21 protein-coding genes are annotated in these 19,284 nt (G+C 60.1%); 10 read left to right on the top strand and 11 right to left on the bottom strand.

Annotation, left to right across the window (positions count from 1 at the left end):
• The first annotated feature begins 53 nt into the window (after positions 1-53).
• Positions 54-899, top strand: a complete 846-nt coding sequence (locus ACWPM9_RS15420) for a hypothetical protein (protein WP_484755704.1) — start codon at positions 54-56, stop codon at positions 897-899.
• 6 nt (positions 900-905) lie between these two features.
• Here the strand turns inward: ACWPM9_RS15420 and ACWPM9_RS15415 are convergent, their stop codons facing one another.
• On the bottom strand, positions 906-1,730 hold the full coding sequence (locus ACWPM9_RS15415) for an aldo/keto reductase (protein WP_484755703.1): 825 nt from the start codon (positions 1,728-1,730) through the stop codon (positions 906-908).
• A gap of 209 nt (positions 1,731-1,939) precedes the next feature.
• Between ACWPM9_RS15415 and ACWPM9_RS15410 the strand changes: the two genes are divergently transcribed.
• Entirely contained in the window at positions 1,940-2,554 is a 615-nt protein-coding gene (locus ACWPM9_RS15410; protein ID WP_484755702.1) for an MliC family protein, read from the top strand.
• Between the two features lie 83 nt (positions 2,555-2,637).
• Here the strand turns inward: ACWPM9_RS15410 and ACWPM9_RS15405 are convergent, their stop codons facing one another.
• From ACWPM9_RS15405 to ACWPM9_RS15375, 7 genes are all read right to left on the bottom strand, one after another.
• The gene (locus ACWPM9_RS15405) at positions 2,638-3,039 is read right to left on the bottom strand and encodes a (R)-mandelonitrile lyase (protein WP_484755701.1); all 402 of its coding nucleotides are present in this window, start codon (positions 3,037-3,039) and stop codon (positions 2,638-2,640) included.
• A 53-nt stretch (positions 3,040-3,092) separates the two neighbouring features.
• Positions 3,093-3,983 carry an SHOCT domain-containing protein gene (locus tag ACWPM9_RS15400; protein WP_428185484.1) on the bottom strand — a complete coding sequence of 297 codons (891 nt, stop codon included), beginning with the start codon at positions 3,981-3,983 and terminating at the stop codon, positions 3,093-3,095.
• Positions 3,984-4,110: 127 nt separating this feature from the next.
• A complete protein-coding gene (locus tag ACWPM9_RS15395) occupies positions 4,111-4,359 on the bottom strand; it encodes a DUF982 domain-containing protein (protein WP_484755700.1) in 249 nt (82 codons plus the stop codon).
• Positions 4,360-4,405: 46 nt separating this feature from the next.
• Positions 4,406-5,173 carry a trans-aconitate 2-methyltransferase gene (tam, locus tag ACWPM9_RS15390; RefSeq protein ID WP_484755699.1) on the bottom strand — a complete coding sequence of 256 codons (768 nt, stop codon included), beginning with the start codon at positions 5,171-5,173 and terminating at the stop codon, positions 4,406-4,408.
• 96 nt (positions 5,174-5,269) lie between these two features.
• A complete protein-coding gene (locus ACWPM9_RS15385; RefSeq protein ID WP_484755698.1) occupies positions 5,270-5,470 on the bottom strand; it encodes a hypothetical protein in 201 nt (66 codons plus the stop codon).
• Positions 5,471-5,594: 124 nt separating this feature from the next.
• Positions 5,595-5,870 (bottom strand): hypothetical protein, encoded by a 276-nt coding sequence (locus tag ACWPM9_RS15380; protein ID WP_484755697.1) that lies wholly within the window; start codon positions 5,868-5,870, stop codon positions 5,595-5,597.
• Between the two features lie 31 nt (positions 5,871-5,901).
• On the bottom strand, positions 5,902-6,549 hold the full coding sequence (locus tag ACWPM9_RS15375; protein WP_428185479.1) for a haloacid dehalogenase type II: 648 nt from the start codon (positions 6,547-6,549) through the stop codon (positions 5,902-5,904).
• A 262-nt stretch (positions 6,550-6,811) separates the two neighbouring features.
• Here ACWPM9_RS15375 and ACWPM9_RS15370 point away from each other — a divergent pair, with 262 nt between their 5' ends.
• The 4 genes from ACWPM9_RS15370 (at position 6,812) to ACWPM9_RS15355 (ending at position 10,698) form a co-directional block, all read left to right on the top strand.
• Positions 6,812-7,693, top strand: coding sequence for a branched-chain amino acid aminotransferase (locus ACWPM9_RS15370; protein ID WP_484755696.1), 882 nt, complete (start codon positions 6,812-6,814; stop codon positions 7,691-7,693).
• Between the two features lie 170 nt (positions 7,694-7,863).
• Positions 7,864-9,069, top strand: a complete 1,206-nt coding sequence (gene zigA, locus ACWPM9_RS15365) for a zinc metallochaperone GTPase ZigA (RefSeq protein ID WP_484755695.1) — start codon at positions 7,864-7,866, stop codon at positions 9,067-9,069.
• Positions 9,070-9,189: 120 nt separating this feature from the next.
• The gene (locus tag ACWPM9_RS15360; RefSeq protein WP_428185476.1) at positions 9,190-10,362 is read left to right on the top strand and encodes an MFS transporter; all 1,173 of its coding nucleotides are present in this window, start codon (positions 9,190-9,192) and stop codon (positions 10,360-10,362) included.
• A gap of 9 nt (positions 10,363-10,371) precedes the next feature.
• Positions 10,372-10,698 (top strand): YkgJ family cysteine cluster protein, encoded by a 327-nt coding sequence (locus ACWPM9_RS15355; protein ID WP_484755694.1) that lies wholly within the window; start codon positions 10,372-10,374, stop codon positions 10,696-10,698.
• Positions 10,699-10,703: 5 nt separating this feature from the next.
• On the opposite strand, the gene ACWPM9_RS15350 is transcribed toward ACWPM9_RS15355, so the two are convergent.
• Positions 10,704-11,027 carry a hypothetical protein gene (locus tag ACWPM9_RS15350; RefSeq protein ID WP_484755693.1) on the bottom strand — a complete coding sequence of 108 codons (324 nt, stop codon included), beginning with the start codon at positions 11,025-11,027 and terminating at the stop codon, positions 10,704-10,706.
• Positions 11,028-11,231: 204 nt separating this feature from the next.
• On the opposite strand from ACWPM9_RS15350, the gene ACWPM9_RS15345 reads away from it, so the two are divergent.
• Positions 11,232-11,831, top strand: coding sequence for a superoxide dismutase (locus tag ACWPM9_RS15345; RefSeq protein WP_428185473.1), 600 nt, complete (start codon positions 11,232-11,234; stop codon positions 11,829-11,831).
• 207 nt (positions 11,832-12,038) lie between these two features.
• Here the strand turns inward: ACWPM9_RS15345 and ACWPM9_RS15340 are convergent, their stop codons facing one another.
• Positions 12,039-13,565 (bottom strand): ABC-F family ATP-binding cassette domain-containing protein, encoded by a 1,527-nt coding sequence (locus tag ACWPM9_RS15340; RefSeq protein WP_484755692.1) that lies wholly within the window; start codon positions 13,563-13,565, stop codon positions 12,039-12,041.
• A gap of 1,026 nt (positions 13,566-14,591) precedes the next feature.
• Here ACWPM9_RS15340 and ACWPM9_RS15335 point away from each other — a divergent pair.
• Positions 14,592-16,580, top strand: a complete 1,989-nt coding sequence (locus ACWPM9_RS15335; protein ID WP_484755691.1) for an autotransporter domain-containing protein — start codon at positions 14,592-14,594, stop codon at positions 16,578-16,580.
• Positions 16,581-16,948: 368 nt separating this feature from the next.
• On the opposite strand, the gene ACWPM9_RS15330 is transcribed toward ACWPM9_RS15335, so the two are convergent.
• The gene (locus ACWPM9_RS15330; protein ID WP_484755690.1) at positions 16,949-17,464 is read right to left on the bottom strand and encodes a TetR/AcrR family transcriptional regulator; all 516 of its coding nucleotides are present in this window, start codon (positions 17,462-17,464) and stop codon (positions 16,949-16,951) included.
• A 266-nt stretch (positions 17,465-17,730) separates the two neighbouring features.
• Between ACWPM9_RS15330 and ACWPM9_RS15325 the strand changes: the two genes are divergently transcribed.
• Positions 17,731-18,225, top strand: a complete 495-nt coding sequence (locus ACWPM9_RS15325; protein ID WP_428185470.1) for a (2Fe-2S)-binding protein — start codon at positions 17,731-17,733, stop codon at positions 18,223-18,225.
• Positions 18,222-19,280 (top strand): FAD binding domain-containing protein, encoded by a 1,059-nt coding sequence (locus ACWPM9_RS15320; RefSeq protein ID WP_484755689.1) that lies wholly within the window; start codon positions 18,222-18,224, stop codon positions 19,278-19,280. Before ACWPM9_RS15325 ends, ACWPM9_RS15320 begins: the two co-directional genes overlap by 4 nt.
• The last annotated feature ends 4 nt before the right edge of the window (positions 19,281-19,284 follow it).

Raw genomic sequence — 19,284 nt, 5'->3', positions numbered from 1 at the left:
ATGGTCTCCAGGCATTTTCCGGTGGAGCGCCAGACCTTGCCGGATTGACGATCATGATGCGCGATGGTCTAGACAAAGGGTTAGCGGGCGTCGTGCCCGCGTTCCTGTTTCTCCAGCACGGCACAAACACCATGCCTGCCACCAAGAATGCGCTTGCCCGGCATGTCCTGCCCTGGTTCAAGGTCATCCTGTCTCAAGGGATCGTGCTGGCGGGCGTCTGGGCGGTTCGCGACATGTTGCCGTCCGGCAGTCCGGCGATCGCTGTGGCGCTGCTATTGGCGCAAGGCGCTTTGGCCGCCCTGATCGGGCGCGTACTGGGCCTGCCGCCAGCCTGGATCCTCATACAGGTGTTCTTGCCGCTCGTCATCGCGCTCGGGCCGGTACTGCCCTCCTGGCTGTTTCTGGCAGGCTTCGTACTCATCCTGCTATTCTACTGGAACAGCGCCTCCGAGCAGGTGCCGCTCTATCTCACCAACCGGCGCACATGGCAGGCGCTGGAGGCGCTGGTGGCAGATGCCAAGGCGAAGTCCTTTGTCGATATGGGCTGTGGTCTGGGCGGCGTTGTCACTTTTCTCGCCCGCGCTCAGCCCGACCTCAAGGCAAGCGGTGTGGAAACGGCACCGCTGGTCTATCTGGCCGCGCGCCTTCGCGCATTGGCGCTTTCCAATGCGACAATCTCCTATCGCAGCATCTGGGATGAGAACCTCGCAAGCCACGACATTGTCTATTGTTTCCTGTCGCCGGCACCGATGCCGCGCATGTTTGAAAAGGCGCGCGCCGAGATGCGTCCCGGCACGCGCTTTGTCAGCAACAGTTTTGCCGTGCCCGATGTCGAGCCGGAACGGATCATCGCGGTCGACGATGGCCGGAAAACCCGGCTCTTCGTCTATCGTCTCTAGATGCCCCTAATCCCAGTCTGGTGCCAGATGCGCCGGACTGACGATCCGGCCATCGGTACTGGCGAGACCGTGGATCGCGTCCATTTCTTCGGCAGAGAGCGAGAAATCGAAGACTGAGAAATTTTCAGCCAGCCGGCCTTCGGTCGCCGTCTTGGAAAGCGCCACCACGTTCTGCTGCTGGATCGCCCAGCGCAATGTCACCTGCGCTGCCGTCTTGCCGTGGCGTGCGCCGATATCCTGAAGCAGGGCGTCATTGGGCACCTGCCCATCCGCCATCAGATAGTAGGCCGTAACGCTCATGCCGTAGCTTCGGGCAGCGTCCAGGACTGCTGTCTGGTCGAGATAGGGGTGGTATTCGATCTGGTTGTTGACCAGCGGGACGTCCGACAGTTCCATCGCCTTGGCCATCAGTTTGGTCGAATAGTTGGAGACGCCGATATTGCGTACCTTGCCGGATTTCACCAGCCTGTTCAGGCTTTCGATCTGGTCTTCCAACGGTACCGGACTTTGCGGCCAGTGCAGCAACAGCAGATCGATGTAATCGGTTTTCAGCTTGCGCAGGCTCTCCTCGACGGAGGGGATGAAATCGCCCTTGGCGAATTTGTCGACCCACACCTTGGTGGTCAAGAACAGATCGCCGCGGAAGATCCCGGACTTCGACAAAACCGAGCCTACAGCCGCTTCATTGCCGTAGACCTGGGCGGTGTCGACATGGCGGAACCCCACCAGCAATGCGAGCGGAAGGATGCGCGCGATGTCCTCCTCCGGCATTCTGAATGTGCCGAAACCGAGGGATGGGAGGCTGGCTCCATTAGCGTTGACATAGTCCATGATTGGCCTCCTTGTTTGCTTGTGCAGTTTTTGTTTTGTCCAAGGCTAACTGTGGAGATCGAAACACTGTTCCAACTTATTTTTGCAAACTCTTGATCATGGGTGCAGCGGCCGGCCAGTGGCCGACCGCATTTGCATGCCGAAAATCTAAAATATAACTTGCCCCTGGAAGGCTGTATGCTTCTTTCACCACTGCGGGAGATCGCGTCATGACAAATCATGCTTTTATGATCGTATGCGCTGTCTGCGCCATCATGTCTTCGGCAGTCTCGGCCAGGGCCGCATCCCCGACATTCGATTGCGCCAAGGCCACGCACGAGATCGAGGGCCTGATCTGTCAGGATGACGAACTGGCGCAGAAGGACCAGTTGCTCGACAAGGTTTACAGCCAAGCTCTGGCCTCGCTTGCCGGTGCATCGGATGAGAAAACCGCGACGTCGGAGTTGAAGACAAGGCAGCGCGGCTGGGTCGGCGGACGCGATGATTGCTGGAAGGCAGACGACAAGCGCCAGTGCACGCTGATGTCCTATGATCGGCGCATTGCCGAATTGCAGGCCGCCCATAATCTGGTACCCGCCATGGATCCGGTTTTCTACACCTGCCAGAACAACCCGGCCAACGAGATCGTCGCCATCTTCTTCGAGACCGACCCGCCCGCAGTCAGGCTGGAGCGCGGCGACAGTCAGGAGATCGCCATTCAGGGCATCTCCGGCTCTGGCGCGCGCTACGAAGGCTCCTTCGGGATCGTCTTCTGGGTGAAGGGCGATGAGGCCATGGTGGAATGGCCCGAGGGCAACGCGTTCGATTGCAAGCTTGCCAAGTGAGGGGCACGCACTGTCAAAATATGCGCGTGCTCACCCGCCGCGAACCCCGCACGCCTCCGGGGCTGAAATCGCGAATCGTCCGATCAGGCCTTGCCGTCATACTGGTCCGCACTCACGGCTTCCAGCCAGTCGGCGGTGACGCCATCGAGTGCTTCCTGAATGGCGATGTGGCTCATGCCGTTGGTGGCGCTTGCACCGTGCCAGTGCTTTTCGCCGGGCGCAAACCAGACCACATCGCCGGGCCCCAATTCTTCCACCGGTCCGCCCCAGTGCTGGGCAAGGCCGCTGCCCGATGTGATGATGATCGTCTGACCCAGGGGATGGGTGTGCCAGTTGGTGCGCGCGCCCGGCTCAAACGTCACATGCACGGAGCGAATACGGGCGGGCTCGGGTGCCTCGATCAACGGATCCATTCTGACCGCGCCGGTAAAATATTCAGCCGGTCCCTTGCCCGATGGGCGCGATCCATTGCGTTTGATGTCCATGACAGGGTCCTTCGATTTGCGTTGCGGCAGAACAGATGCTGATAGCCCTACGTCTAGAGCCGCGCCAGCAATTCGGATTTCTTTTCGGCATATTCCGCATCGGTCAAAATGCCCTTGGAATGCAGGTCGGCCAGGCGTTCTATCTTGGCGAAGATATCGTCTTCCAGATTGGCATTCGACGCGGTCTTCATCGACGGCTGCCACGGTTGCGGCATCGCGACCGGAGCGGGGGCTTGCTCGGGCACAACCTCTTGCGGTTCACGCCACGACACTTGCGGTGCCTCCGGCTCGACGTCAGCCGCCGCCGGCGCCTGTCTCTCGCTGTGGTGGCTGACGATATTGAGGTCCGACACCCGCACAAGCCCGTATTGAGACGTGAATGTCAGGCTCTGGCCGCCGCCCTGCTGCTGCGAAAACCCGCCGATCTGGTGGTCGGCTGTATCGTAGACCGTCACCCGCCCGGCAATGTCGATGGCCAGACGTTGGCTTGTTGGAAAGAGCGCATAGCGCAGATTGTTCTGCGCCCCCACCGAAGAGGGGACACCCAGATTGCCCGGCCACCAGTTGGCAGACCCGCTGCCGCCGGAGACGAACAGGCTGACACCGCCGCCCGACATGCCGATCTGATGGCCGCCTTGCGATTGCGACTGCGATTGACTTGAATTGAACCCCTGGAAATCCGAGCTGCGCACCAGGTTCGACAACTCCGTACACAGAGTGTCGACCTTGGCTTTCAGGGTGTTGTTGAACATGTCGCCGACCATGGTCATGCCGCCCAGCGACCATTGGCCCATGCCGCCGAGATCCGGATGGTTGAACTGCGCCTGCGTCGATTGCCCCGATAAAAGCGCAGCCAGCAGATGCTCCACCGCGCCGAAGCTCACCCCGTGACGGTTCGCGATATCGTTGAGGTGCGCGCGGCCTTCCTCGCTCAGTGTCGGCATCCGGTCTTCCTCATCCAGTGAAATCGTGGCGCAAGGCCAAAGGATCTAGCACGCAGGGTCATCGGATGACAGGGCAATCGAACGAGAGTGGCTCGTGGAGAGAGGCGTAACCGGCGTTCAGCCGGCTTCACTGCTGGACGATCGTGATCCCGGCTTCCTTGACCGCCTCCAGAAAGGCCGCCCGGGCTTCTTCATCCGGGCGTTTGCCACGCACCACATCGGCAAAGATCAAAAGTGCCTTGTCGAGTTCCGGTCCATCTTCAACCGGCCAGTCCTCGATCATCGCCCAGGAAGCTGCCTCTGTGCTGTTGATCAGCACATTCTCGTTTTTTTCGCCAAGGGCGATGATGATGGGCTTGGGCCAGTTCTTCGACATGGAATTCGCTTTCGCGGTTTGCAGTTTGGCCGCTCTCTTAGCCCCTTCAGCGCTTCACCGCCACCACGAACAGGCGGGGAAACTTCAAAAGCACACGACCATCCACCATGGGCGGGTATGCTTGGGCAATACGGCGGGTGTAATCGGCGAGAAATTGCTCTTGAGCGGCCGCGCCGACCGTCGACAGATAAGGCCTCAGCCCCGTGCCCTTCACCCATTCGACAATCGCCTCGGCATTGGCAAGCGGATGATAGTAATGCGTGTGCCAGACATCCACCCGGGAAGAAAGGCTGCCAAGCGCATTCATGTAGTCGGTGGGCGAGGGGAGTGTGGCGCGCACTTGCCGCCCTGCAAAAAGGGATGCCCATGGTCCGCTTTCCGCCGTCTCGCGCATGGCAACATGGCTGGGCTCTCCCAGATTGTCCGGCATCTGGATCGCAAGCACGCCGCCGCTCCTGAGCTTTCCCATAAGCCCTGCCAGCACCGGCAGGTGATCCGGCAGCCACTGGAACATGGCATTGGAGTAGAGCAGATCGACGTCGGTGTCCGGCAGCCAGCTCGAAAGATCGGCCTTGGCGAAGGCAACATCCGGCAGGCGTTTGGCTGCCTTGTCCAGCATGTCGTCATCGCTGTCGATCCCGGTGACAGACTTCGCCCCGAACCGCTCCACCAGAAGCTCGGTCGAATTGCCCGGTCCGCAGCCCAGATCGTAAACGGCGGCCGCCCGTTCCAGCGGCACCTGCGCCAGCAGATCGCGCGCCGGCCGCGTCCGCTCATCCTCGAATTTCAGATATTGGCTGGCAGACCAGGTCATGGGCGTTCTCCGGTTGATAATCCGACAGATCGGCAGCAGGCATCGTTCAAGCCAAGAAAGGTCAGGAACCCGATGTCGCCGCTGTTTCGGACTCGCTTAGTCCTGCTTGGCCTCCATGCCAAGCCACTGTTCGGTATGAACACGTAGGTCACGACCGAGTTTGTGATCATAGGCTAGCCAGGCACTGGTCACGAACATCGTCCATAGAATGCTGAAGAGCGATCCGACGAGAAAATATTCAGCGAAGTCGCGTTCGTCCATTTCCTTGAAGCGCGCGACAGTCTTGAGAGCGATCACTGCTGCGATTATTTCCCAGCTATGCTGGTGTAAATGAGTGCGTGCACCACTTGTCGGCCCCCGGTAGTTGGTAGCGATGGTCAAGCTGGGTAAGCGCTGTCTGAATTGCATCCCATCGAAGCATTTAGAGTTCAAAGTCACCGGCGCTTCGCACCTTGTAGACATTGTGCACGCTGACATTGCGCGCATGCGCTACTTCAGAAACAGAGGCACCCTCCAGCAACTTGATGATGTCATCGCGTTGAACTTTTGACCAGCCGCGTTCGATGGCGCTGAGGCTTGCGCCGCTCGCCTCAAGCATGGTCTCAAGAAGCGTGTCCTGCTGAATGGAAAAGCGATAGCGGCTTGGAGACCGTTTCTCTCCGAGCCGCTCGCGGGCCTCCGAAAAGCCTGGTCCCATGGTAAAATATGAGGCCGACCGGAGTGGCCTCTTACAGGCTCTCCAGCGATGGCAGGATCAAATCGGGTCCGAGATCGGTATATTCGTCGGGCATGTTCGCCCGGTTGATCCACACGGTGCGGAAGCCGAAGGATTTGGCGCCGGCGATATCCCAGCGGTTGGATGACTGGAAGGAAACGGCATCGGGGTATAGCCGGTAGGCGGTGGTCACCAGATCGTAGACGGCGGGTGCGGTCTTGTAGGTCTTCAACGGCTCCACCGAAAACACATCGTCGATGATCTGTCCGAGGGCGGCATTGTTGACGGCCGCCTCCAGCATGTCCGGCGAACCGTTGGAGAGGATCGCCACCTTGGCGCCACGGCTTTTCAGGGCCTTCAGAACGGCTGGCACTTCGGGATAGCAATCCAGGGACCAGTAGGCCGAGAGCAGGTCGTCGCGCAACGCCTTGTCGACGCTCGGTATCCGCTGCAGGCTGTAATCGAGTGCCTGTTCCGTCAACGTCCAGAAGTCCTGGTAGCTCCCCATCAATGCCCGCACCCAGGAATATTCAAGCTGCTTGGCCCGCCACATTTCGGAGAGACGCTGACCGTCCGGTCCGGCCCGTTCGGAATGACGCCGCACCGCCGCATGGACATCGAACAATGTGCCATAGGCATCGAATACAAAGGCCGCGCTCATTCATTACCCTCCACCATGGGCGACAGTTGCGCCTGTCGCCGGCTCTTCACCATCATGCCACGCCCGCGGTGCCTCAAGATAGTCGCTCGCCATCATTTAATTTGATGAAATCATAAGGCAAGGTTTTGATTTCGTGAAAAATTCTTGCGTCGGACAGGCTGCGTCGTGTGCTTTCTTGTTAAAACGACATGGTGGCAAAATTTGGCTTGACCGCCACTGGCTGCTGTCATTGACTGCGCGCTCAAGAATTCGGAGACAAGAAATGGCAGTCGATACGTCCCCCCGCAGCAGCACCTGGACCTTCGTTGACGGAGAGTGGATCTCCGGCAATCCACCGCTGATCGGGCCAACCTCCCACGCCATGTGGCTGGGCTCCACGGTGTTTGATGGCGCCCGCTGGTTCGACGGCATTGCGCCCGACCTCGATCTGCACTGCCAGCGCGTCAATCGCTCGGCGGTCAATATGGGCCTGAAGCCGGTCAAGACTGCAGAAGAGATCGAGACCCTTGCCTGGGAGGGCGTGAAGAAGTTCGACGGCAAGACCGCGATCTACATCAAGCCCATGTATTGGGCCGAACACGGCTCACCTTATTCCGTGGTGGCCGCCGATCCCGAATCCACACGCTTTGCGCTCTGCCTGTTTGAAGCGCCCATGCACACGGCAAAACCGTCCTCGCTCACCGTCTCGCCCTTCCGCAGGCCCTCCGCCGAAGTGGCCGTCACGGCGGCCAAGACCGGTAGCCTCTATCCCAATTCCGGCCGCATGCTGATCGAGGCCCATAGCCGCGGCTTCGACAATGCCATCGCGCTCGACATGAACGGCAATGTTGCCGAGACCGCATCCTCCAACATCTTCCTGGTCAAGGACGGTGTGGTCATGACGCCGGTGCCAAATGGCACCTTTCTGTCCGGCATCACCCGCGCCCGTGTGATCGCGCTGCTGCGGCAGGGCGGTTTTGACGTTCGCGAATGCACGCTGACGGTCAAGGACTTCATGGAGGCCGACGAGATCTTCACCTCCGGCAACTATTCCAAGGTCGTGCCTGTGACAAAGCTCGACGATCGCGAATTGCAGGAAGGTCCTGTCACCCGCAAGTCGCTCGATCTCTACATGGACTGGGCCCGCTCTTCCGGCGACTTCTGATCGGCCGCAATCCATCTGCCCATCGACCACGCCCGCGTCTTTCTTCCTGGAAAGGCGCGGGCGTTGTCATGAGTGGCTGTCAAAAACGGCAGGCCCATCTTGCATCAATTTTATGTAACTGTATAACGTTACGAATATCGACTGATGCAACGCAAATGGACAAGTCCACCATGACCCAAAAGCTCCCTGTCACTGTTCTCTCCGGCTTCCTCGGTGCCGGAAAGACCACCTTGCTCAACCACATTCTCGCCAATCGCGACGGCCTGCGGGTCGCACTGATCGTCAACGACATGAGTGAGGTGAATATCGACGCATCCCTTGTGCGCGATGGCGGGGCCAATCTGTCGCGCACCGAAGAGCAGCTGGTGGAAATGACCAATGGCTGTATTTGCTGCACCCTGCGCGATGATCTTCTGACGGAGGTCCGAGCTTTGGCCGAGCAGGGGCGATTTGATTATCTGCTGATTGAATCCACCGGCATCGCCGAGCCATTGCCGGTTGCCGCCACCTTCGATTTCCGCGACGAACATGGCCAGAGCCTCGCCGACGTCGCGCGCCTGGATACCATGGTCACGGTCGTCGATGCCGCCAATCTTCTCGCCGATTACGGGTCGACCGACTTTCTCGCCGACCGGGGAGAAACGGCCGGCGAGGGCGATGCCCGCACCATTGTCGATCTCCTGGTCGAGCAGATCGAATTTGCCGATGTCGTTGTGCTCAACAAGGTCGGCGCTGCGACACCGCAGGCGTTGGAGGCCGCCCGCAAGATCATCACAGCCCTCAATCCGGATGCCAGGCTGATCGAGGCCGACTTTGCCAATGTGCCTTTAAACGAGGTGCTGGGCACCGGTCGCTTCGACTTTGCCAAAGCCGAAACCCATCCGCTCTGGTTCAAGGAACTGCACGGCTTCAAGGATCACATTCCCGAAACGGAGGAATATGGCATCCGCTCCTTCGTCTATCGCGCGCGCCGCCCGTTTCATCCGCAGCGTTTCCAGGCCTTCGTCGATCGCAGCTGGCCGGGCGTGGTTCGCGCCAAGGGTTTCTTCTGGCTGGCCACACGACCCTATCACGTCGGCGAGATCAGCCAGGCCGGCGCTCTGGTCCGCACCGGCAAGATGGGCCTGTGGTGGTCGGCAGTGCCGCAGGACCAATGGCCCAACGATCCGGGTTTCCACGAGATGATGAAACCGTATTTCGATCCCGTCTGGGGCGACCGACGTCAGGAGATCGTCTTCATCGGCGCCGATCCCATGGACGAAGCGCTGCTCACTGCGGAACTGGATGCCTGCCTCATTAATGCCGATGCCTTCGAACCTGAGCTTTGGCGCGGCTTGGCCGATCCCTTCGCCAGTTGGGATCGCCGCGCTGCTTGACGGCAGCAGTGTGCGATATCGGGGGGCGGCCCATCTGCTGCCCCTCTCGACTTACGGCGGTGGCTCGGATAGACGAAGTGATCGCTGGCCTTGCCGGCATTTCTCAGTTGGAATTCGGTCATGCAGGCATCGGCAATCGCGGAAGATTTCGCGCCGGATTGGGCGGCAATTGCTGTCGTTGTGCTGGGGGTGACGGCCTTTTCGGTCGGGCAGGGACTCACTTATCCGCTGATCGCGCTGGTCATGGAAGGGCGCGGCGTGTCGTCCACCATGGCCGGGCTCAATGCATCGGTCTTTGCAGCCGGTATCGCCACCTCCACCTTGATGGTCAGCCGCATGACGCGTCATTTGCGCGGCGACCGCCTGATTGTCGCTGGCCTGCTGGGCTGCTCGGTCGCACTGATCGCCTTTTCGCTGAGCGACAATCTCGGCGTCTGGTTCGTCGCCCGTTTCGTGCTCGGCTACGGCACCAGCATCATCTTCACCATCAGCGAAGCCTGGCTCAATACCGCCTGTCCTGACCGGTTGCGGGGGCGTGTGTCCGGCATCTATGGCGCCAGCATGTGCGCCGGCTTTGCCGCTGGCCCGCTCGCCATCCCTCTGGTCGGCACGAAGGATGGCTTCGCCTTTGCGCTGGTGGCAATTTATATCGCCCTGGTGGCCTTTGCCTCGGTCATGCTCGGCCGTTATGCCCGCACCCGTCCGGAAGCCTCTGCCCCCGGTGGCCTGTTCCGCTTCTTGATGGTCGCGCCGCTTCTGGCACTGATGGTGGTTGGCTTCGGCTTTTCCGATATCGCCGCCATCTCCAGCATTCCGCTTTATTTCGTCGAGCGTGGCCATTCCGAAAATTTCGCAGCCCTTGCCGTCACCATGGTGGCGCTGCCAACGGCATTGGCCCAGCCCCTGGTGGGCTGGCTGCTCGATCATGCTCCGCGCACGGCCATTGCGGTTGGCTCGGCCTGCTTGAGCGGCCTGTCCTTCATTCTCTTGCCCTTCATCCATTGGGAGCCGGGGCTGCTGATCACCGTATCGGTCATGGGCGCTGCAAGCTTCTCGCTTTTCACCTGTGCGCTCACTTTGCTGGGCGATCGCTTTCGCGGTTCGATGCTGGTCTCCGGCAGTGCCGCCTTCGGCCTTGCCTATGCCATCGGCAGCGCCGTCGGCTCCGGTGCCACCGGCATGGTCATGGATGTCTCGCTCGATGCCGGACCGATATTGACCGGTGTCGTGATGCTTGTCCTCGCCGCCATCTTCGCAGCCGGCCTGCGCCATAAACCCTCAACCGGAAAGTAGGGCGCCAGCATGAGTGATGAACCCTCCACCGATATGTTCGATTGCCAGTCCTGCGGCGCCTGTTGCGCCCATTCGGCAGACTGGCCGCGCTTTTCGCTGGAAAGCGACGAGGAGCTGGCGCTGATCCCGGAAAAGCTGGTCGCCCGGGATGAAAGCGGCATGCTCTTTACCGAGGGGCGTTGCGCGGCACTGAAGGGCGAGCTCGGCAAACATGTCGCCTGCACCATTTATGCGGTTCGCCCGCTCGTGTGCCGCGACTGTATGCCCGGCGATCCGGAATGCCTGGAGGCGCGCGCCGCGCGCGGATACTCGATCAACCCGGCACCGTCCGCCTGATCCCGTCAGGGAATGGTGACAGTCACCGCATCCTGGTCGAATCCGGGGCTGACCTCGGCGGTCTTGCTCTGCTTGTCGTAAACGCAAACGAGGCTCACAGCCTCATCGGCCCCCACGGCCCGGCCGGTCAGGATCGCCACGCCGTAACTTTGTGTTCCAAGCGGATCGACGGCAATCTTTGCCGCGCGCACAAGGCTTTTTGAGGCCGCAAGGCAGCGCGTCTCGACGTCCGCTGCAAACTGCTTCCATGCCTCGTCAGACGAGGCGAGCGCAGGTCCGGCACCGAGCAACAGAGTGACGGAGGCAGCTTTGAGGGCTGTGATGCGCATGGGCGTGTCTCCTGCAACGCGAAAGGTTTCCGTCCTATAGCGATTGATACGGAACTCTGTTCCCGCCCACCCGTTAATTCACCAATAGAGTTTGCTCCGAAAGGAACAAATTTCATGCGCGCAAGGTTGCCTGAACAAGGTTCCGCTCCTATGTTCCGTGCACCTGCCCGATTAAGATTTTTAAATGCCGAAAGGAGATCCCTCATGGCTTTCGAACTTCCAGATCTGCCCTATGCCTACGACGCTCTGGCCCCCTACATGTCGGCCGAGACGCTGGAATTCCACCACGACAAGCACCACAATGCCTACGTGACCACGGGCAACAAGCTGGCCGCCGATGCCGGCATGGGTGATCTGTCCGTCGAGGAAGTGATCAAGAAGTCCTACGGCAACAACCAGCCGCTCTTCAACAATGCTGCCCAGCATTACAACCACATCCATTTCTGGAAGTGGATGAAGAAGGATGGCGGCGGTAACAAGCTGCCCGGCGCGCTCGAAAGCGCATTCGCCTCCGACCTCGGCGGCTTCGACAAGTTCAAGGCCGACTTCACCGCAGCTGGCGTCGGCCAGTTCGGTTCCGGTTGGGCCTGGGTTGCCGTCAAGGATGGCAAGCTTGAAATCATGAAGACTCCGAACGGCGAAAACCCGCTGGTTCACGGCGCAAAGCCGATCCTCGGCGTCGATGTCTGGGAGCATTCCTATTACATCGACTACCGCAATGCTCGCCCGAAATATCTTGAGGCCTTCATCGACAACATGATCAACTGGGACTACGTCCTGGAAATGTACGAAGCTGCCAAGTAAGCGCAGCTTCGCATAAGTTGAGCAACCCGGCGCTTTCGAGCGTCGGGTTTTTTGTTGGTCGAGCCGCAGCGGCCAAGGTCACAGGCGCGGTTGGCCATGCTGCGTCTGCAGTGCTAAACGAGCCTTCGCAGATCCGACGCCTGCGGCACTGGATCCGGGCTCGAGGCCGGACTGACGGAGGGCGTGCGCCCGACAGCGGTTCTGACTTCAGCCGCCAGCCGCCATGGTCTCGAAAAATCCCTCCGGACTGTCGACCTCGACAATCCGCCTCTTCTCGATCACCCAGAAACGGTTGCCCACCGCACGGATAAAGCTGCGGTCATGGGAGACCAGCAGGCAGCTTGCCTGATGCGCCATCAGTTCGGCCTCCAGCGCTTCCTGCCCCTCGATATCGAGATGGTTGGTCGGTTCGTCCAGCAGATAGAAATTGGGTTCGGCAAGCCTCAGCATCAGCATGCCCAGGCGCGCCTTTTGCCCGCCCGACAGCGTGGAGATCAGGCGCGGCTGCATGTCGATGCCGATACCGGCACCCGCAAGCAGGGTGCGCGCCCGCTGGTCGCCGATATCGAAACGGCGGGTCACGGCATGGATGGGCGTATCGATGCCGGACAGGTCCGCCAGCGCCTGGTCGCCATAGCCCAGCACCACCGATGGCGTGACCTTGATGCCGCCCGACGCCATTTCCGCTTGCTCGATGGCCTGACGCAGCATCGACACCAGGCGCGTCTTGCCGGTGCCGTTGGCGCCTAGAAGCACGATCCGGTCATCCTGGCAGATGAACTGCTTGCCTGTGCGAAACAGCGGCTTGCCGTCCGGCGTCGCCACCGCCACATCGTCCAGCGTCAGCAGAACCTTGGCATGGGTGCCGCGATTGGCAAGCCTGATGGCGCCGGCCGAGCGGTCCAGATGCGCTGGCTTTGCCGCCTCTTCCAGCCCCTCGGCCCGCTCCTTCAACTGCTTGGTCTTCACCACCAGAAGATCGCTGCCGGAATTGATGCCGATATTGTTGAGCTTGGCGGCCTGGCGGCGCAGCTGCTCCGCTGTCTTCATGTCTTTTTCGAACCGCCGCGCCTTTGCCGCGTCAACCTCGTCCACCGCTGCGCGCGCCCGCGAATAGGGCAGTGCGAAGGCCGGTGAATTGTCAGGGCGCAGAAACAGCGTGCGGTTGGTAACGGCATCCAGAAAGGCGCGGTCGTGGCTTGCCAGGATCACCGGCACATCGCGCGGCAGCGCCTTGAGAAAACGTTCCACCAGGGCGATCTTGGCAAGGTCCAGATGGTTGGTCGGCTCGTCCAGCATCAGCACGTCAGGCTCGGTCACCCACACGCGCGCCAGAAGCGCGATCCGCTGCCAGCCGCCGCTCAGCGCCGCAAGCGGACGCCGATAATAGTCTTCCGGCACCTCCAGCGAGGCCAGCACCACATCCACCCGCCAGCTTTCGCTGATCGCTTCTTCCTGCGACAATGCGTCGAGCACTGCGTCATGGAGCGTCAGCGGCATCAGGGCAGGGGGCACATTCTGCTCGACATAGCCAACGGTCAGCCCGCGCGCCCGCGTGATCTCGCCTTCGCTGGGGTCAAGCGTGCCCGCAAGGGCGCGAAACAGTGTCGACTTTCCCCGCCCATTGGCAGCGACGATGCCGATCCGGTCGCCGGAGTTGACGACGAGGTTGAAATTGGAAAACAGCGGGGACGAAAGGGTGATGCCGAGATTGCGGATATTGATAAGGCTCATGGTCGTTCTCTGATCGAAACCGCGGGAGCTCCGTCGCGGGCATCTGGCCATCGACGACGGGTGCATCACAAGCGGTGAATAATGATCGCAGACGAAACTGAGCCAAGGGCTCAGTGCCTGCGGGCCACAAAGGGCAGACCAGGAACGGTGTTTGAAACGAGAAACAGGCTCTGATCAGCCCTGCAAACGCATCTGCAGGGCGACGACCGGGCCACGTGTCCGGTAGAACCGGAAATAGTAATTGTGCATGTGACCCTCCTTTCTCAAGCGCGCAACAGGCCAAATTATAGCCATGCTTGTCGACCGCTGCAAGACAGGCAAACGCACACTGGCAATCAGAGGCCAAGAGAGAATGAGGCCAGCAGAGAAATAGGACGGCCAGCGTGTCCTCGCGGCAGCCGCCTGACGTCAATCAGCAGCCCGACCCCATTCTAAAGATAACGGCGGTCGCGTCCATGCAACGGCTTTTGGCAGATCGCCAGGCCTTCGTCCAGACGTCACGCCTTAAGGAGATGCAAAAGCACAGTGAGGCGTGCGATCCGATCTGCATTCGCGCTATCTCGACATCGTCACATTTTCGTTTGTCTGAGATTGACGGGAGAAAGCGCTCGATTGATTCGCGAATATGCGGCCTCAAACGCGGCTATATTCGCCGACTTGCTTCAGCGCACCGGGGCTGATCCTGGCTTTTTTGGGGACACGTAAAAAGTGTCCAAAAAGTGAAAAATAATCAAGGATTGACTTATGTAAATTCACGGCAGCGCCCAAGCCCTGCGTTGCATGGATAAAAGCAAAGAGGGCCCGCTGAATGCGGAAATAATGTAGTTACGACGAATCCAACGGGAGCTTGCAGCACGCTGGATTTCAGAAGTCCCCTGCCATTGACACCCGGCATCCCGCACGCCCATGCACGAAGTATATGTCTGGTTTTCGCTCGCGCGCCTTTCAGTTGCACAGAGCCAAAGCCGGGGAGATATGGCCCTTGGCGAGGGGCATGGCGATGACCGATGCGGGGACCTTTCAGATATGACTTTGACGACCTTGACCACAAACACGTCCGCGCGCCGACGCACGACATTCCTGAACACATCGGCGATGGCGCTGGTTCTGGCTGCATGTCCGTTTGCTATTCCAGCGGGGCAGGCCGCTGCAGGAAGTACCACTGCAGATGACGGGTTGACGAAACTGGAGAGCGGGCCGGAGATCGTAATCGTCAGGGCCGTGAGTGGCGATGGCAAAACGGTAGTCGGTCAGGTGTCGGCTGGTAGCTTTGTGGTTGCCGAAATGTGGGACGATAGCGGCGATCAGGCGCTGTTTGACGATCACAATTCCAGCAAGGCCTACGGCGTCAACTATGACGGCAGCGTGATCGTTGGATACGCGGATAACAGCGCCGCAGTCTGGCGAAATGGTGTCCATACCACCCTCCTTGGTCTATCGGGTATTGCCTATGACGTCAGCAACGACGGCACAGTGATCGTTGGGCAAAGCCATTTCAGTCCCTTGCCGAGTAATTTTCAGGCCGCAGTCTGGACCTCTGATATCGGAAGCCCGACAAAGTTAAGCAGCCATGACAATACGCTTGCAGCAGGTGTTAGCGGCGATGGCACCATCGCTGTGGGATACGGCAGTGATGGTACCGCCTACAAATGGGTCATTGGCGACACGATTTCAGAAACAAGCTTGGTCCCCTTGAACGTGCCGGGCAAAAGCGCGGCCTATGGCATCAGCAATGACGGTTCCGTCATCGTCGGGCAGTCGTATTTGACAGCGGTTATGTGGGATGCCGACGACAATGTCTCGAAACTGGATAATGATGGATATTGGGGAGAATCCTCTGCCAATGCCGTCAATGGCAATGGCACGGTGATCGTCGGCACGGCAGCCGATAGCTCCAGCAAACAACATGCCTTCCGCTGGACAGAAAATGACGGCATGATCACCGTCGAACAATGGCTGCGCGACAACGGCTTCGATATCGAGGATGATATCACCAAGGAAGCAACCGGCGTTTCTGATGATGGCAATGTCGTGGTGGGCAACACCAACTCTGATACGGCCTTTATCGCCCGCGCGTCGTCCGGCATCATCGACACCGCCGAATACCAGGCTACACTTCTCAACAAGCCCACCACCCAGGTTGGTATCAACTATGCCAACACCATACTGAACGGTGCCCATGGCCAGCCCATGCGTGATCTGCTTGGCGTCGGTCAGCAGTCCTTCTCCATCACCAACGATACCGGCTATGACGATAGTGGCTATTCCAATGGCGGCCTGGTCATTGGCGATCTGACCTATGCGCGCGGATTTGACGGCGGCATTACGGGTCGCATCGCTCTCGGCGGCGTCTATACCGATCAGGATATCGCAACCGGTGGCTCCTTCGATGTGAAGGGCTTCTACATCGCGCCCGAAGCCTCCATCGCCCTTGGCGACAGCGGTGTCTATGCCACCATCGGCGGCTATTATTCCCATGGTCGCATGAGGATAGACCGCGGCTATCTCAATGGCGGCGTGATGGATTATTCGAGCGGTAAGGCCGACATCGAAACCTTCGCCGCCAAGTTGCGGTTCGATTGGCTGAACGCCGCAAGCTATGACGGCACGGACTTCACCCCCTATGCGATGCTGAGCTACGCCCATTCGAAGATGGACGCCTATAGCGAAACCGGTGGCGGCTTCCCGTCCAGCTTCGATGCGGTCAAGGATCACGCAACGGTCGCCCGCATCGGTGTCGACATGGTCCATGGCCTCAATGACGACATCCGCCTGCTTGGCAAGGCCGAAGCCTCCTATCGTTTTGAGAAGGAAACCTCCGGCACATCCGGCTCGATCAACGGCCTGTCGTCCTTCGCCTTCGACGGCCAGGATGTCGACCAGTTCTGGGTTCGCGCCGGTGCCGGTGCCGAATTCGACATCGGCGGCGGCACTGCCTCGCTGATGGTCAATGTCACCACCGAGGGCGACGATCCGAATGTCTGGCTGCGCAGTGGCTGGACGGTGAAGTTCTAGTCACCTATCAAGGATCGAATGGGGGCGGGGGCTTCCCATTCGTAACCGGGGCAGCCTTTTACCCTTGGCGCCTCATCTTGTCCCGGTATCGCAAGATGCCGGGACTTTTTGTGCGGCCCGAATATATCGACGGACTGGTTGCGTCACTTTGCATGCAAGAGCAAGCAGCCGTCACCCGGCGCCATCGACCCGTCCCGGAATCTCTTGGTAATCTGGTCGGATTAGCCACACTGCGTCCGGCTTATTGGTCCGGCGACAGGCGGCTTCGCGTTGGTTTCGAGATCGCAATCCTACTCCTGCGTCTCGACTTTCCCGGTGCCTGCTGGCACCGGGCTTTTTCTGCCAGATGTCCAGTGATGCCCGGCGCTTCAGCGCGCCCGCAAGCCGTCCACGAACACATCGACCATGCGCATCGCCGCCGGTTGCCAGTTGGTGCTGTTTTGGGCGTAGAGAATGCCGAACAGTGTCGACAGCAGATCCTGCGCCGGAATATCGTCGCGCACCATTCCAGCCTTGACCGCCCGGTCGAGCAGCAATCCGACGGCCTCCACCATGCGCTGAAAGGTATAGGCTTTCAGTTCCGAAGAGCCGTGCACGGCCAGTTGCAGCGCCTCGATCATGCCCTTCTTCGTGGCCACCAGCCGGATATTGGTCTGGAACCATTGGCGTAATGCCTCGACCGGATCCGGCTCTTCGAGCAATTGTTCGGCACGGGCGCGCAGTTGCTCCACCTCGTGCCGATAGACGGCATCGAACAAAGCTTCGCGCGTGGGAAAATGACGATAAAGCGTGCCGATGCCCACGCCGGCCTTGCGCGCCACCGCCTCGAGACTCGCCTGTGGTCCGCCAGTGGAGAAGATTTCGCCGGCGGCAACCAGCAGCAATTCCCTGTTGCGAAGGGAATCTGCCCGCGGTTTTCGCCTTGCTTTCGGGAGTTGATGTTCCATTTTCTAAAAACAGCGAGCGCCCACTTGATAAACGGAGGGTGCCTCCGTATATTTCAAGTGAGGCTGAACAAATCCAATGCATACTGCGTTAACGGTTCGGGCGCAGATCAGTTCAGTCAATTCACAGCCTCGCCCGCTTTAAAATGCTCCGCCTGCGCAGGCGGTTGGTATCCTTATAACACTTTCTCTGATCGGAGTATCGCATGAAACTCTCCATCAGCCTCACCATCAACGGTCAGCCGCAAGAAATTGCGCTCGATGACCCGCGCGTGACGCTGCTCGACCTCTTGCGCGAGCGGCTGCATCTGACGGGCACGAAGAAAGGCTGCGACCGCGGACAGTGTGGTGCCTGCACCGTACTCGTCGATGGACGGCGTATCAATTCCTGTCTTTCGCTCGCCGCCAGTCTGGATGGCGCGCAGGTGACCACGATCGAGGGGCTGGCCGTCGGCGAAGCCCTTCATCCGGTCCAGGCGGCATTTATCGAATGCGATGGCTTCCAGTGCGGCTTTTGCACGCCGGGCCAGATCATGAGCGCTGTCGGACTGATGGCCGAGGGCCATGCCGGGGACGATCCGGAGCGCGTGCGCGAACTGATGAGCGGCAATCTCTGTCGATGCGGCGCCTATCAGGGCATCACCGAAGCGGTGCTCGAGGCGCAAAGGACTGTTCTCGAAAAGGGGAGTGACGCGGCATGAACCGTTTCGAATTCCTGCGTCCCGCAAGCATCAGGGAAGCGGTTGTTGCAGCCGCCGAACCGGGCTCTGCTTATCTGGGGGCCGGCACCAACCTGCTCGATCTGATGAAGATCGGTATTGCCCGTCCGGACCGTCTGATCGACGTTACCCGCCTGCCGGAACTCTCCAACATCGAATGGCAGGACGATGGCGGCGTGCGCATTGGCGCCATGGTCCGCAATTCCGATCTTGCCTATGACGAGCGCTTTGCCCGCACCTTTCCGGCGGTCGCCGAAGCCTTGCTATCGGGTGCATCTGCCCAGTTGCGCAATGCCGCAACGGTTGGCGGTAATCTCCTGCAACGCACGCGCTGCGCCTATTTTCAGGATCTCGCCAGCGCCTGCAACCGCCGTGAACCGGGCTCCGGCTGCGACGCCAAGGGCGGCGAAAACAAAAGCCATGCCATCCTCGGCTGGAGCGATCATTGCATTGCCACCAACCCGTCCGATTTCTGCGTACCGCTGTCAGCGCTGGATGCGGTGGTCGAGGTGGAAGGGCCGGACGGCACCCGCGAGATTGCCTTCAGTGACCTGCACATGCTGCCGGGCGATACCCCGCAGGTGGAGCATGCACTGGCACAGGGCGAGCTGATCACGGCGCTCAGACTACCGGCGGACGGCGCAGCCTTTGCGGCCAATTCCCGCTACATAAAGCTGCGCGAACGCACCTCCTATGCCTTCGCCGTTGTTTCGGGCGCGGCCATGCTGGAGATGAAGGATGGCGTGATTGCAAGGGCCCGTCTGTCGCTGGGCTCTGTTGCCGCCAAACCCTGGCGGGTGGCCGAGGCAGAGGCTGCCCTTCAGGGCGAAGAGCCAACCCCGCAAGCCTTTGCCAAAGCCGTCGACATTCTGCTCGCCGGTGCCAGACCATCGGGCGACAATGCCTACAAGATCGAACTGGCGCACCGCATTGCCGTGCGGGCGCTGACCCTCGCATCCAGGGGAACGCCGCAGGTCATGCCAGCCCTGCCGGCCTCGCCCTTCTCGACCAATTCGGGAGAGAGCCATGTCGCTTGAAAAT

The organism is Agrobacterium sp. H141 (assembly GCF_057158725.1).
The sequence above is the reverse complement of the archived record's forward strand: the minus strand, read 5'-3'. Positions and strand labels throughout refer to the sequence as shown.